This is a genomic window from Halorhodospira sp. 9628, from assembly GCF_022228075.1.
In the GTDB taxonomy this organism is placed as follows: Bacteria; Pseudomonadota; Gammaproteobacteria; order Nitrococcales; family Halorhodospiraceae; genus Halorhodospira; species Halorhodospira halophila_A.
In genome coordinates this window covers 126,121-141,229 of sequence record NZ_JAJNRF010000006.1, presented here as the reverse complement: position 1 = coordinate 141,229, position 15,109 = coordinate 126,121, and the positions used below count along the sequence as shown (strand labels likewise).

Annotated in this window: 10 protein-coding genes; 9 read left to right on the top strand and 1 reads right to left on the bottom strand. The window is 66.8% G+C overall.

Annotated elements, in window-relative coordinates:
* The first annotated feature begins 19 nt into the window (after window positions 1-19).
* The 9 genes from LRG10_RS08140 to LRG10_RS08100 all read left to right on the top strand — a co-directional run bounded on the left by LRG10_RS08140 (window position 20) and on the right by LRG10_RS08100 (window position 11,500).
* Window positions 20-301, top strand: a complete 282-nt coding sequence (locus LRG10_RS08140) for a hypothetical protein (RefSeq protein ID WP_201243071.1) — start codon at window positions 20-22, stop codon at window positions 299-301.
* A gap of 146 nt (window positions 302-447) precedes the next feature.
* A complete protein-coding gene (gene pyc / locus LRG10_RS08135; RefSeq protein ID WP_238635109.1) occupies window positions 448-3,891 on the top strand; it encodes a pyruvate carboxylase in 3,444 nt (1,147 codons plus the stop codon).
* Window positions 3,892-4,187: 296 nt separating this feature from the next.
* Window positions 4,188-5,051, top strand: coding sequence for a response regulator transcription factor (locus LRG10_RS08130; protein ID WP_201168206.1), 864 nt, complete (start codon window positions 4,188-4,190; stop codon window positions 5,049-5,051).
* A gap of 165 nt (window positions 5,052-5,216) precedes the next feature.
* On the top strand, window positions 5,217-5,960 hold the full coding sequence (locus LRG10_RS08125; RefSeq protein ID WP_238635108.1) for a response regulator transcription factor: 744 nt from the start codon (window positions 5,217-5,219) through the stop codon (window positions 5,958-5,960).
* Window positions 5,961-6,210: 250 nt separating this feature from the next.
* Window positions 6,211-6,816 carry a hypothetical protein gene (locus LRG10_RS08120; protein ID WP_238635107.1) on the top strand — a complete coding sequence of 202 codons (606 nt, stop codon included), beginning with the start codon at window positions 6,211-6,213 and terminating at the stop codon, window positions 6,814-6,816.
* A 122-nt stretch (window positions 6,817-6,938) separates the two neighbouring features.
* The gene (locus LRG10_RS08115; RefSeq protein ID WP_238635106.1) at window positions 6,939-7,562 is read left to right on the top strand and encodes a hypothetical protein; all 624 of its coding nucleotides are present in this window, start codon (window positions 6,939-6,941) and stop codon (window positions 7,560-7,562) included.
* Between the two features lie 44 nt (window positions 7,563-7,606).
* A complete protein-coding gene (locus tag LRG10_RS08110; RefSeq protein WP_238635105.1) occupies window positions 7,607-9,310 on the top strand; it encodes a hypothetical protein in 1,704 nt (567 codons plus the stop codon).
* A 79-nt stretch (window positions 9,311-9,389) separates the two neighbouring features.
* Complete coding sequence (locus tag LRG10_RS08105; protein ID WP_238635104.1) at window positions 9,390-11,105, top strand: type II secretion system protein GspD; 1,716 nt, start codon at window positions 9,390-9,392, stop codon at window positions 11,103-11,105.
* The gene (locus LRG10_RS08100) at window positions 11,102-11,500 is read left to right on the top strand and encodes a hypothetical protein (protein ID WP_238635103.1); all 399 of its coding nucleotides are present in this window, start codon (window positions 11,102-11,104) and stop codon (window positions 11,498-11,500) included. The genes LRG10_RS08105 and LRG10_RS08100 overlap by 4 nt, the downstream gene beginning before the upstream one ends.
* Window positions 11,501-11,915: 415 nt before the next feature.
* On the opposite strand, the gene LRG10_RS08095 is transcribed toward LRG10_RS08100, so the two are convergent.
* The gene (locus tag LRG10_RS08095; protein ID WP_238635102.1) at window positions 11,916-15,023 is read right to left on the bottom strand and encodes a PAS domain-containing protein; all 3,108 of its coding nucleotides are present in this window, start codon (window positions 15,021-15,023) and stop codon (window positions 11,916-11,918) included.
* Window positions 15,024-15,109 lie beyond the last annotated feature (86 nt).

Here is a 15,109-nt window from a genome sequence, read left to right as displayed (position 1 = left end):
CACGGAGTTACGCCGAGCCGTGGCGGATCAGCCCACCCCCAACATCGAGTGGCGCTGGGTGCCCGTGGCTTACTTGGGCGATCAAGCGCGCGCCGGGGCCATCGACTGGCTCGACGCGGAGCGCCGCCTCGATGATGCCGCGGCGGCTGTGGATACCAACACGGAAAAGGCACAGGCAGCCCGTATCGCGCAGGTGCCGCGACTGGTCTACGAGGATCCGGATGGGGAGGTGCGCTCCCTAACCGGTGGTGGTCCCCATGAGGTCCGCCAACTCGAGGAACTCGCCGCCGAAATGCCGTAGCGGGGCCCTCAATGGAACTCAAGGACGCCGCGCCGCCCAGCTCCCTGGGGGTGTCCTGGCTCGTCTAAAGGCTCCATGAAGGGGCGGACTGCAGAGCTCAGTGCCGTGTAGACTGACGCAATACTCACTGTTTGCACGGGGAATCCATGGCTCTGTTTCACAAAATCTTGATCGCCAATCGCGGCGAGATCGCCATTCGGGTGATGCGTGCGGCGAATGAGCTTGGCAAGCGTACCGTCGCGATCTACGCCCAGGAGGATAAGCTCGGGCTCCACCGCTTCAAGGCGGACGAGGCCTATCAGATTGGCCAGGGCATGGGGCCGGTCGAGGCCTACCTCTCCATCGACGAGGTCATCCGGGTCGCGAAGATGGCCGGGGCGGACGCCGTTCACCCTGGTTACGGGCTGCTCTCGGAGAACCCTGAGTTGGTCGACGCCTGCGAGCGCGCCGGTATCACCTTTATCGGGCCGCGGGCGGAGACGATGCGCGAGCTTGGTGACAAGGCGAGCGCACGGCGGGTGGCCATCGCTGCCGGTGTTCCGGTGATCCCCGCCTCCGAGGTGCTTGGAGAGGACATGGCGGCCGCCCGGCGCTGGGCGGACGAGATCGGCTACCCGCTGATGCTCAAGGCCTCCTGGGGTGGCGGTGGACGCGGCATGCGACCGATCCACGGCCCCGAAGAGCTGGAAGCGAAAGTCCTGGAGGGGCGGCGCGAGGCGGAAGCGGCCTTTGGCAGTGGCGAAGGGTATCTCGAGAAGGTGATCGATCGGGCCCGCCACGTCGAGGTGCAGGTGCTGGGCGATACCCACGGCGACCTCTACCACCTCTTCGAGCGCGACTGCACGGTGCAACGGCGCAACCAGAAGGTGGTGGAACGCGCACCGGCGCCGTACCTGACCCCGGAGCAGCGCGCCGAGGTCTGTGAGCTGGGGCTCAAGGTCGCCCGTCATGTGGGTTACCGGAATGCGGGTACGGTCGAGTTCCTCATGGACATGGAGACCGGTGCCTTCCACTTCATTGAGGTCAACCCGCGCATCCAGGTCGAGCACACCGTGACCGAGGAGGTTACGGGGATCGACATCGTCAAGGCGCAGATCCGAATCGCCGAAGGCGAGCACCTGGATACGGCCACGGGCAAGGCCGACCAGGGCGAGATCTGGCTCAACGGTCACGCCATGCAGTGCCGGGTCACCACGGAGGATCCGCAGAACAACTTCATCCCGGATTACGGCCGCATCACGGCCTACCGTTCGGCGACCGGCATGGGGATTCGGCTCGATGGCGGCACGGCCTACGCCGGCGGGGTCATCACCCGCTACTACGACTCGCTGTTGGTGAAGGTAACGGCCTGGGCGCCCACACCGGCGGAGACGATTACGCGGATGGATCGCGCCCTGCGCGAATTCCGCATCCGTGGCGTCTCCACCAACATCCCGTTCGTGGAGAATCTGATCAAGCACCCGGTGTTCCTCGACAACACCTACACCACGCGCTTTATCGATAACACGCCGGAGCTCTTCGCGTTCGACAAGCGCCGGGACCGGGCCACCCGGCTGCTGACCTATCTGGCCGAGATCACCGTCAACGGTCACCCGGAGGTCCTCGATCGGCCCCGGCCGGCGGCCGGGCTGCCCCTGCCGGTGCCGCCCGCCCCGCGGGGTGAGCCGGTGCCGGGTACCCGCAACCTGCTGGAAGAGCGGGGGCCGCAGGCGGTGGCCGATTGGTTGGCGGGTCGCAAGGAGTTGCTGCTCACCGACACCACCATGCGCGATGCCCACCAGTCGCTGCTGGCAACCCGCATGCGCACCTTCGATATGGCCCGGGTTGCGCCGGCGTATGCGGCCAATCTGCCGCAGCTGTTCAGCGTCGAGTGCTGGGGCGGGGCCACCTTCGATGTCGCCTATCGCTTCCTGCAGGAGTGCCCCTGGCAGCGGCTGCGGCAGATCCGGGAGGCGATGCCGAACGTGATGACGCAGATGCTGCTGCGCGGCTCCAACGGCGTGGGCTACACCAACTATCCGGACAACGTGGTGCGCGCCTTTGTCCACCAGGCCGCCGAGAGCGGCGTCGACGTCTTCCGCGTCTTCGACAGCCTCAACTGGGTCGAGAACATGCGCGAGGCGATGGACGCGGTGCTAGAAAGTGGCAAGGTGTGTGAGGGGACGATCTGCTACACCGGCGATATCCTCGATCCGGGCCGCGCCAAGTACGACCTCAAGTACTACGTGGCGATGGGCAAGGCGCTGCGCGATGCCGGTGCCCACATCCTTGGGGTGAAGGATATGGCCGGGTTGCTCAAGCCGGCGGCGGCGCGGGTGCTGTTCCGGGCGCTCAAGGAGGAGGTGGGGCTGCCGATCCACTTCCACACCCACGACACGAGTGGCATTGCCGGTGCCACCATCCTCGCCGCGGCCGATGCCGGCGTCGATGTGGCCGACGTGGCCATGGATGCCTTCTCGGGCAACACCTCGCAACCGGTCCTTGGCTCCATCGTCGAGGCGCTGCGGCACACGGAGCGGGACACCGGGATCGACATGGCGGATGTCCGTGCCATCTCCAATTACTGGGAGCAGGTGCGGGCCCACTACGCCGCCTTCGAGACTGGCCAGCAGTCACCGTCGTCCGAGGTCTACCTCCACGAGATGCCGGGGGGGCAGTTCACCAACCTCAAGGCGCAGGCCCGCTCGCTGGGGTTGGAGGAGCGCTGGCACGAGGTGGCGCAGGCCTACGCCGACGCGAACGAGATCTTCGGCGACATCGTGAAGGTCACCCCCTCCTCCAAGGTGGTGGGTGATATGGCGCTGATGATGGTGAGCCAGGGCCTGACCCGCGAGCAGGTCGAGGACCCGGCCGTGGAGGTGAGCTTCCCGGATTCGGTCATCGACATGCTGCGCGGCAACCTCGGGCAGCCGCCCGGCGGTTGGCCGCAGGGCATCCAGCAGAAAGTGCTCAAAGGGGAGCAGCCGCTGCAGGATCGCCCCGGCAAGTACCTCGAGCCCCTCGATCTGGAAGCAGCCCGGCAACAGGTCAGCGACGCGCTCGACGGCGCCGAAATCGACGACGAGCACCTCCATGGCTACCTGATGTACCCGAAGGTCTTCACCGAGTACATGCGGCGTCGCGAACGCTTTGGTCCCGTGAGCGCTCTGCCAACGCGCAACTTCTTCTACGGCATGGAGCCGGAGGAGGAGATCAGCGTTGACATCGACCACGGCAAGACCCTGGAGATCCGGCTGATGACCGTCAGCGAGCCGGGTGACGACGGGGAGCGCCGCGTTTTCTTCGAGCTCAACGGCCAGCCCCGGACCGTTCGAGTGGCGGACAGCAAGGCCAAGGCGAACGTGGTGCAGGCCCCCAAGGCCGAGTCGGGCAATCCCGCCCATGTGGGCGCTCCCACGCCCGGTGTGGTGGTCTCGGTGGCCGCGACACCGGGGCAGCATGTCCAGGCCGGTGATCTGCTGCTGACCATTGAGGCGATGAAGATGGAGATGGCGCTGCAAGCCGAGCGCGATGGCGAGATCAAAGCCGTACACGTTCAGCCCGGCAGCCAGATCGAGGCCAAGGACCTGCTGATCGAGTTCGCAGCCTAGGGGGCAGTCAACACCGCGAAGGTCTTCTGGTTGACGGGGCACCAGCCGCTGTCATCGGTGAGGGTCTGGAGTTACCCCGCTGCCGTGGACGGTTTTCGGCTTTCTGGCGTTACCTCGCTACCGAGGACGGTTTTTAGCTGGTTTCGTCGCTGCGTTTCCGGCGGGGCAGGGATCTGAGGCTACTGCTACACTCCGTGTGGTGTTTGTGTTCTGTTAATGTCTCGCTCTACTCGGTCACCAGGGAGCTAACGAATGTCAAGGATGAGGCGCCGGATGTCCGGTATCGGAGGCGAGGCATGACCGACGAACAGGCCAGTGGACAGGCTGGCTGCGGAGAGAACCAGCTGGGCCCGCTCGCGGCAAGCTCGGCGTGCTACGCCGCTGCCTCCGGGGCTGCGCTTGGTGGAGATGCACCGACGCACCCCGCACGCCCGGCGCCGGGGCGCTCTGCCGGCAGCGCGCAACTGCCGTCGAAGCGGGTAGCACTCGTGGGCCGCGCCGATATCCAGTCGCGCCTGCTGCGCGAGTTGATCGAGCACAGTGGTGTCTGCCGGGCCGAGTTGATCGAGCCGGCCTCGCTGGACGCGGCCATAGCCGGCGGTGATCGGGATCTGTTCCTGGTTCCGTGGCGCTGCCTTGGAGAAGAGCAGCCTTCGACGTCTACTTGGGAGGCGGCGGGGCTCGCGGCCTGCAGCCGGGTGGCCCTGCTCGATGTCCCGGGTCCGGAGGACGTAGCGCCGCTGCTCGGGTGCCCCGGCCTCGTGGGCGTGTTCACCGCGGACACGTCGCCGGAGATCCTCCTCCGAGGGGTCGATGCCATGCTCGATGGCGAGATCTGGCTGCCGCGCCGCGCGCTCAGCGCCTGGATCGCGGCGGAGCGGTGCCGACCCGCCACAGCAGGGGTGGCATCGGGCGGGGTGCTCGATGCGCTTACGGCCCGCGAGCGTGCGGTGCTCCATGCCCTCGCGGAAGGGGCGCCGAACAAGACCATCGCCCACCGGCTCTGCGTCAGTGTCCATACCGTCAAGGCCCAGCTGAACGCGCTCTACCGCAAGCTGCGGGTCGCCAACCGGGTCGAGGCGGCCATCTGGGCGTGCCGCTGGCTGGACGCCCTACCCGAAAGTCGTAGACTAGAGTCGGATCTCCCACCTTTCTACTAGCGCGCGCCTGGCCGGAGCCGTCCGTGATCTAGACCCTTGGTCGGTACTCCGGCGCAGCCCCGCGCGCTACCTTACCTGGTATCCGGGTTCCGACGGGTAACCCGCAAGAACGCCTGCTAGCCAGGTAGTGCACCCGAAGAGGCCATCGCCGAGGAAGGATGCCCTATGCCCGCGTCCGGCAACGATATGGTGTATGAGGTGACCGTCGCGGAGGTCTGCCTGCTCTGTAAGCCGTGGCTGCAGAACCGGCTGCTGGCGGAGCATCTCGACCAACAGTTGCCCCCTGAGTGCCGGATGGCGGATGACGCTCACCTGGAGCATCTCCTCGATGATGGGGCCGCCCGGCTCCTGTTGCTGGACGTGGCCTCGAGTGCTCACGCCCTGGACCGGGCATCCGGGATGGAAGAGGCCGGTGCCCCGGGGGCGGGGCCCGGTGTGGCGCTGCTGAATGTGCCTCCTGGCGTCGAGCTCGGACGCTACCTAGCGCATAGCCGGATCCTGGGCGTCTTCCCGGAGGGTACGGGGCCGGATCAGCTGGTCCGCGGGGTGCAGGCCATGCTCCACGGCGAGCTGTGGTTCCCGCGGGAGGCCTTGAACGAGTATCTGCTGCAGCTGCGCAGGGAGGGCACCACTCCGGCCGCGGCAACCGCTGCGATGCCCGAGGCGGGTGACGCCGCGGAGCGCGAGCGGCTGGATGGGCTCACCGCCAAAGAGCGAGAGGTCCTGGGTGCGCTGGGCGAGGGCGCGACCAACGAGGCCATCGGGCGGGAGCTGGGCATGAGCGTGTGCACGGTCAAGACGCACCTCTACAGCATCTACCGCAAGCTCGGTGTCGCCAACCGGACGGCCGCGGCCCTGATCGGGTGGCGGTACCTGAGTGGGTCGCGGTCCGGGCAGGGGGCGGGATAGTGTCCGGAAGCCGCCTTTCGCGCGGGATGGAGCGGACTCCTACCAATGGCTATCGAGGTGAGGGCTACATCATGGAGCTATGGCCGATTCGCGTAGGGATGCCCCGAGGCTAGCCTGACTCGGACGCCAGCAAGCCGGTTCGACGGCGCGCGCGGCGCAGGAGCGTACCGCGGCGGGATCCCGGCAACGGGTCCCTGAGCGGTCCATCAGGCAACTCAACATTCGTGTTGATGTAAAAGGGGATCAAGTCATGAAGAAAATTGCAGCGGGCGCAACCACGCTCGTGGCTCTCGGGATGGCCCTTCCGGCTGCGGCGGAGGACGCGGTGGTCGAAATCGATGTGACAGTCGAGGAGATCGCGGTCCTCGACGTCATTAGGTCACAAGGCTCGATGGTCATCGACGATGACTCGGATACGTTCATGGGCAACCCCTCGTCGGGCGGTAGCGTGTTCAGTGGCGAAGACCTCGCTGTCATTCGTCTTTCGACCAACTACGATGTGAACGCGATCGAGGTCGATTTCGACCGTCTAGATGGGTTTCGGCAGCCGGATTCCTCTACCTATTTCGGTGTAGCTACAGGCACTACCCTTGGTAATACGCTCGGGGTCTGGCCCCAGATCGCGAACTGGGATAACGACACCCAAAACATTCCTAGCGGTGGGAGTTCCATGACCACGCACAGTGGATCTGACGAGCCCCTCACCCATGATACGGGTGCACCTTTCGGGAACGGCCAGCACTACTTCGCCCTCGGTGTCTCGACCAATTGGGACCGGACGCTTCTGGGGGAGCCCGAGTTTGCTGCGCCGGATACTTACAATATCGAGCTCACGGCGACCGTGATCCCGGATTGATGCCGTTGCGGGTGTCCGCGATGGATGTCGCACCATTGCGGTAGCGGAGCGGCGGCCCTGCAGGGCCGCCGCTCGCAGGATGAGGGGAGGCGGAGGGCGGTGCCATGGAGTCTCGAGCAAGAATGGGGGCCGGACTGCTCCTGGCGATAGGGCTGTCGCCCTGCGCGCAGGCGCAGCACTCGGAAAGCGCCCAGATCGTGGAGGTGGCGGTGACGGTCGAGGACGTTGCGGTGCTGGAGGTCGGCGAGGCGAGTGGCTCGATCCTGATATCCGATAACCTGCGAACGGGCTGGCTACCGGACCCCGCCGCGGACGAGCCGGGGCAGATTCGCCTTGCGACGAACTTCTGCGTGGATGCGATCCGGATTGACTTCCCGCGCAGCGACGCGTTCCGCGATGCCGGTGGTGATTTCTTCGGCGAGGCCCTTGGCATCGGTACAGGCCATACCATCGGCGTGGTGCCGGTTGCCGCTGTCCCGGACCCTGCCGGGAGCGGCGTCAATTTCCAGGCCTTCGGGGGAACGAGCCAGCTTTTTGGCGTGTCGCCCGAAGCGCCGCTGCGGGGTGGGGCCGACACCCCGTTCGAGGTGAACGGTCACGCTGCTACGGGCGGCGACTTCTGCGCCGGCATCCACGATGTCTATCTCAGCGTGGTCGGCAAGTGGGACGTGACCCTGCCGAACGAGCCGACGTTCGCTGACCCCGATACCTACAGGATCGAGCTGACCGCGACGATCCTGCCCTGATGGCGACACCGCTCGCCGCTCGCTTGACGTGAGGAGATAACAACGTGTTCCGGATGCCCCGCATGCTGGCTGTGGCAGCGCTGGCGGCCGCCCTGATCGGTCCCGGCATTGACTCGGCCTCGGCCCAGCAAAATCTCACGGTGCGGCCGATGAAGGTGGAGGCCGACATCCCAGCGAACCGGACCTCCCGGGTGACGCTACGGGTTCAGAACCACCACGCGACCCAGGCGGAGACGCTGCGCCTCGAGGTGGTGGACCTGGCCCAGAGAAAGGATGGCCGGCTGAGCATCGTTGACGGGACACGGCGCGAGACGCTCGGCGAGCTCGCGCGCCAGGCCTCCAGCCGGGACTGGATCGAGCTGCCGTCCGATACGGTGGTCGTCGAGCCCGAGACGGTGGCGGAGATCCCTGTCCTGCTCCGGGTCCCGCCCGATGCGCGCGGCGCCTACGTCTCGGCCATCCGGGTGCTGACCGAGGCGCCGCCGACGCCTGAGCGCGGCGAGGAGCAGGACCAGCAGGGTTTTTTCGCGGTGAGCTTCGGCTTCCTGATTCCCTTGCTCACCGAGATCGAGGGCCGCCCCGTGCGCCAGGATGTCGGGCTTAGCGACGTGTCCATGCGCTTCGACGACGGCCGCGATGCGGACGGCAACGAGATCGGCGAGCCGACCACCCGCGTGGCCTTCGCCATCGACAACCGGGGGCGTACCCACTCCAGCGTGCAAGGCGACCTGCGGGTGGAGAGGCGCGTCGGGGATAGCTGGCGCCTGGTTACGCGCACGGAGCTCGCTCGGAGGAACGTCCTGCCCGGTGCGAGTCTGGAGCTCGCCCGGGACCTGGAGCGGCGCCTGCCCTCGGGCGAGTACCGTCTGGTCGGCGAGATCGCGGTGGACGGGCGGCGCGAGCCACGCCTCGTCAAGGAGATCGACTTCGAGGGAGACCCGGACACGGACTCGGTAGCGTATGACACGGCGCTCCGTCTGGAGCCCGCCTCCATCGACCTGGGCGTGGTCCCCGGTGCCACGCGAGCCGAGACGGTGGCGGTGACGAACCCGGCCGACAGGCCGGTGACCGTGGAGGCTGCAGTGCGCACGCCGGAGGCGCTGCGGGGTGTAGCGATGGGCGACCTGATGGGGGATCAGCTCTCCGCTGCGCCTTGGGTGCAGATGCGCCCGGAACGCTTCACGATCCGCCCGGACGGCCAGCGCACCATCCGAGTCATGAGCCGGGTCCCGAGGGAGGGCGTGGAGCAGGCGAACTACTATGCGGATATCGTCCTCGAGGGCCGGTACGCGGATGGGCAGAGCGCCGGGCAGACCCGCTCGATGCTTCGCCTGCAACACGAGGCGGTGGAGCCGGTGGTGGAGGCCTCGATCGGCCGTATCGGTGTCGCTCTCGGCGATGAGCCGTCGAGCGCGGTCGTGCAGTCGAGGCTCACGAATACGGGCAGTGTCCATCTAGACCCGGCTGCCGGTGTCGAGCTGATCAGCGGGACCGGCCGGATTGTCGTTCGCTCGGACCTTGCCGGTGAGGCGGGGGTCCTGCTCCCGCTGGGGGTGCGCGATCTCGGCGGTACGCTGGACCTGTCCGCGGTGGAGCCGGGCGAGTACACCCTGCGCCTCACCTCCTACCAGGGTGGGACACGGATCGCACAGGAGTCGGTCGCCGTCCACATCGGCGACGTCGCCGATGGCGGCGAGCGGGAGCTGATGGTCACGGGCGGATCGGGCGCAGCAGCGCGGGCGGAGTGAAGACGGGGGTGCCGACGCGGTTTGGTCCGCAGGCGGCGGAGCAGCGAGCGCGGTTTGCGCGCACGCTTGGGGGGGGCGGATGATCAAGGGGTTTCTTCGTCACGTTGTGCTCGGCACTGCCGTGTGGATCAGCCTGCCGTTCGCCATGGCGGAGCAGGACGAGATCCTGATCAGCAATGTTTTCGTGGATGCCCGCCTGCGCATGGCCCTGGAGGATGTCAGCGCCCAGGCGGGCGTGAACATCATCGCCGATCCCACCGTCAGCGGGCTGGTCACGGTTGAGCTCGACGAGGTCAGCGTCGACAAGGCCCTGGAGCTCTTGCTCGCAGGGTCGGATTACCAGGTCTATCGGCATCCCGACTATTACCTGGTTTTCAGCCCCGATGAGTCGTCGGCGATCTTCCCCTCGGTCTCCGAGACGCGGCTCATCCGGCTTGATCATAAAAGAGCCGAGGAGGCGCGGGCGATGTTGCCCAACGCGCTTCAGCGCTACGCGCGGGTGGGTCGCGAGTCCAACATGCTGGCGATCACGGCGCCGGTCTCGCTCCTGGAGCAGATCGTGGCGGAGCTCGGGGTCATTGATACCCCGGGGGGTGAGCAGACCCGCTTTGTGGGGCTGGAGCACATCAGGGCGGGGTCGGCTCGCGACTTGCTGCCGCCGCGGCTGCAGCGATACGTGCGGGTGGACGACGAGCGGAACACAGTCGCGGTAACGGCCCCGACGGGACCGCTTGAGCGGATCCTTGGGCAGCTGGACGAGCTCGATACGCCCGGGCTCACCGTGGACCTTGACCTTCCTGCATCGGGGGGTACGGAGCTGGTCAAGCTAGGGCACGTTTCTGCAGGGACGGCGATGGACCTATTGCCGGAGGCGCTGCACGCCTATGTGCGCCCGAACGCGGAGTCCAACACCCTGGCGGTCTCCGCGCCGGCGCAGATACGCGCCGGGATCCTGGCAGATCTCGCCGCGATCGACGTACCGCGCCACCATGTGATGCTCGACGCGCGGGTCGTAGTGCTCGAGCGCGGGGATCTGCTCGACTTTGGCGTCAACTGGGACTTCCCCACAGCCACTGCGGGTACGTTCATCGACGACGAGACGAACCCGAGCTGGCCCTGGGGGCTGCGCATCGGGTTCACGCCGGGGCGTGAGTTCACCAACGCCCTGGCCATGACGCTCAATATGCTGACCCAGAATGAGGAGGCCACCATCGTCTCCACCCCCCAGGTGTTGGCTCAGGACGGCAAGGAGGCGGAGATCAGTGTCGTCACCGAGGAGTGGTTCGAGATAACCACGGATGCGACGACCTTCGCGCGCGCGCAGCTGGAGCAGATCGAGACCGGAACCGTGCTCGCGATCACGCCACAGGTCGGATCGAACGGCGAGCTGACCCTGGACATGGATATCGAGGTCAGCGATGTGGTCGGGCGGGGGGCGTCGAACCTGCCGGTGGTCAGCCGCCGCACTGCGCACAGTACGGTGCAGGTCGAGAACGGGGGGACGGCGGCCGTGGCAGGCTTGGTGGATACACGCTCGCGGTTTACGCGAACCGGCGTTCCGGGGGTTGGTAGGCTGCCGCTGCTCGGACGCGCCTTCCGCAGTGATCAACTCGACCACGAGGCGCGGCAGGTGGCCGTGTTCGTGACCGCCACCCTCGTCGAGGAGTCGGATCGGTTGTTCAGCGACGGACGCCGCGAGCTGCCGCCGGTAGAGGTTATCGATGAGGACGAGTTCCGGGATGCGCTGGCAGCGGCCCTCAGCCGGCTGGAGACCGGGGCAAGGAGGGACGAATGACCAGGGCACAGGCGAGCAGTCGGCGTCGGCCGCGCCTGCTGCTGCTTGCGCTTCTAGTCGTCCTGGGATTGAGCGGTTGCGCGACCACAGAGCGGGGCGTGGCCATGAGCCGGGAGGCGGTGACGCCGATCACGGTTGGCCAGGCTACTCCGGTAGGCGCCGATGAGCTGGCGGAGGCGATGCTCCGGGCAGGATTCGATCGGGACCAAATCCTTGATATCGGCCCAGCGATACGGAACGCCCTGGCAACATCGGGCGGGGCGCAGGTGCGGGATGACAGTAGCGTGGAGGCGCTTTTCGCGGTTCACTCTGGCCGGCTCTATGTGACGAGCCGCAGTCGGGGCAACTTCATTCAGGAGCTGCCCGGGGCAAGTGCCGCCAACGGCGGCGGTTGATCCTGGGGCGGGGCATCGATGATGGTCTGGTCTTGCGCGCGGCCATCGGAGGCCGGACCGCCGGACAGCGCGTTTGGCTGCGACCCTGACAGCCCAGGGCGCCGTCGGTTTCTGACCGGCGCTACCGCCGAATACCGGTTGACAATCTCACGCGACGCAGGACTGGTACGGTCCATTTCTGCACAGGCAATGGAAGATCCGGCGTAACCCACTGAGTGATGGAAGGGGTAAGTGTAAGCTCCTGATTTGTCGTTGCTTTGACGCTGGCGAGACTTTAGCCAATCGGCCTCGAAGGCCCTCGGTCGGCGGGTTCAGCCGACTTTCTCCACACGGTTTTCCACAGGTTTTGTGGAATCGTTCAGCCGCGCATGCGCCGCGGTCTCCGGAGGCCGCCGCGTTCAGAAAATCTCCACGCTCATCGAGAGCAGGGCGATGAGCGCCCGGTCGCCCGGTCTTCGGCGAGGCCTGCGATCCGCCGGACCAGGCCGGCCAGCTCCTGCCTTGTGACCGGTTTGTTGAGGTAGGCATCGAGGGTGATGCCACGGGCCATGCGCTCGGCGTCTTCGCGGGCATAGGCGGTGCACAGGGCGATGGTCGCTGGGGGCAGCCCCCGCTGCTGTTCGTCAGCGCGAACGGCCTGCGCCACCTCGGTGCCGTCGAGATCCGGCATGTGCAGGTCGAGCAGCAGCAGATCGAATGTTTCTTGGTCCCAGGCCTTGAGGGCGGCGTTACCGCTCGGGGCCGTCGCCACCGAGCAGCCAAGCTGCTCAAGCATCGCCCGGGCAAGCAGGGCGTTGGTCGGCTCATCGTCGGCGACCAGAACGCGGGGGGCGTGTTCCGTCGATTTGGCGGGGGCGGGCGTTGCCGGTTTACCTCGATTGCCCTCCGGGGCAGCGGGCCGCTCGGCGGCGGGCAGCGCAATGGTGAAGGAGAAGGTTGAGCCTTGCCCCGGTGTGCTCTCCAGCGACAGGCTGCCATCGAGGCATTGCACCAGTTCTCGGACAATCGCCAGTCCCAGTCCGTGCCCTGTCCGTGGGCCCTGGTAGTCTCCGCGGTGGAAGGCCTGGAAGATCTGCTCCTGCTGTTCTCGGGAGAGGCCCGGTCCGGTGTCCTGGACGGCAAAGCGGATCCGCCCATCGGTCTCGTCCGAGGACACCTCGAGATGGACCGAGCCGGAAGGGGTGTACTTGACGGCGTTCCCGAGCAGATTGGAGAGCACCTGCCCGAGTCGCGTGGCATCCCCCTCGACCCACTCCGGCACGCTTGTGCCGATGCGCCGGGTCAGGCTCAGCCCCTGTTCGCGGGCCGTGGCCTCGAGCATGGTGCACTGGCCATCGATCAAATCGGGTAGCGAGAAGACTTCCGGGCGAAGCTCAAGCTGTCCCGCCTGGAGGCGAGTGAGATCGAGCAGTGTATCGATGAGCCGCAGCAATCGCTCGGCGCCCTGCCGGCAGTGCTTCATGTACTCCGCGCGTTGCCGTTCGGGCAGATCCGGCTCGTCGAGCAGCTCGAGGAACCCCATCAAGGCATTGAGGGGGGTGCGAAGATCGTGGCTGACGGCGCGCAGGAACGCATCCTTGGTCTCGTTGGCCTGGGCCAGTGAACGCCGCAGCTCCCGGTCCTCGGTCACGTCCTGGGCTGTGCCGCGGAGGATTCTGGGGTGTCCTTCTGCGTCGAACTCCGTGTAGCCACGGGCGTACAGGGTCCGTTCCTGCCCGTCCGGGCACAGGACGCGGTGTTCGATGACGTACGGAGTGCCGGCATACAGTGACTGCTCAATGGCTGCTTCCACTTGGGGCCGGTCCTTCGGGTGGATCATGGCCCTGTACCGTTCGAAGGTCATCCCGTGGTCGGGCGGCCCGGCCCCAAATAGCTCATACATCTCCTCGGACCATTCCACCGCCCCGGTCCGGGTGTCATAGCTCCAGTGGCCGAGTCGGCCGATCCGCTTGGCCTCGGCGAGTTCCTGCTCACGGCGGCGCAGGGCGAACTCCGTTTCCTTGAGCTGCTGCACCTCAACGTAGGTTCCGGCGATCAGTGCCGGGGTGCCATCCGCCGCCCGCCGCAGCGTCTGCCCACGGGCCTGGACCCAGAGCCAATCCCCGTCGGCGCAGCGATACCGGAACTCGTACGTGAACGTGTGCCCTCTCGTTAGCTGGCGCTCCAGGGTCGCTTCGATGGGCGCGATATCGTCGGGATGGACGCTGGAGCGCCACTGCTCGTAAGAGAGTGGCGCCTGCTGCATCGGGTCCAACCCGAACATCCGGCAGCAGGTCGCATCCAGGGTTACGGCGTCGGCCCGGGTATCCCACTCCCAGACGCCGAAGCCGGCAGCCTCCTGGGCCAGCCGCAGCCGATGCTGCTCGGCGGATTGCTGGCTGAGGTCCATACAGGCGCCGAGCCTGCCGATTAGCTCGCCCTGCGCATTGAGTACGGGCGCCACGCTTACCCGGGCGCGGAAGCGCTCACCGTCTGACCGGATCAGCTCGTACTCGCGTGTGTACTCCTGCCGGGTGCGCCGGAGCCACTCAATCCCCTCCGCGACCTCTGCGCGATCCGCGGGTTCGTGCAATGTGCGCACATCTCTGCCGATGAGGGCCTCGCGCGGATAACCGAAGAGCAACTCGGCGCTGCGGCTGGCCTCGCAGATCGTGCCGTGCAGATCGGTCTGGATCAGGCTGACCGAGGTCTCGGCCTGCAGGATGGCCTCAAGCTGTTGGCGGCGCTCCTCAACCCGGTCCAGGACCTGTCGGTATTCCGTGATGTCCTGGACAATGGTCTGGACAATCCAGGTGCCGTACTCGTCCTGCCACTGGCACGCCGCTTCACGCACCCACAGGGTGCGCCCATCGGGGTGGAGGATCCGGTACTCCCCCTGGCTCGATTCCAGCGAAGGGTCCGCCTCGAACTGGTACTCGGCGATCTGGAAGCGATCCGTCTCCGGGATCCGCTGGATCAGGGTCGTCCAGTTCGGGGGCGGCTGCTCCGGGTCGAACCCGGTGAGTTCGTACATCATCGGCGACCAGACCATCCGTCCGGTCCGTGGGTACGTCACCCAGTGGCCAAGGCGCCCGATCCGCTCGGCCTGCTCCAGGCGCTGTCTGGTCGCCTCGAGTTCCTGCTGGTGGGTCTCCCGCTCGGTGACGTCTTGCTCGGTGCCGACCAGGCGCACGGCATTGCCTTCGGCATCGAGTTCGATCCGGCCCTGGGAGCGCACATAGCGCCGCCCTCCATCGAGGCGGCGGATGCGAAAGATCTGGTTCCAGGGCTGGTGATGCCGCACGGCCTGCTCGATGGCCTCCTCGGCCTCGGCGCGATCCTGCGGGTGGATGTGGCTGCGCCAGGTCTCGGCATCGAACACCCCACCCGGGCAGGCAGGGTCCGATTGATAGCCGTAGAGGCGTTGCAGGTAGGCGTCGGCCTCGATCTGCCCGGTGGTCAGGTCCTGCCGCCATAGCCCGATGCCACTGAGTTCCTGCAGGAGCGTCAGACGGCTGGTTGCTGAGCAGTCCTCGAACGCCACAGTGGTCGGTCAGCCCGGTAGGGTGGGGTGGTGAAGGCGGTTTGGCGCGAACCGTTTCTACGCGGAATCATACGTGGGACGCTCTC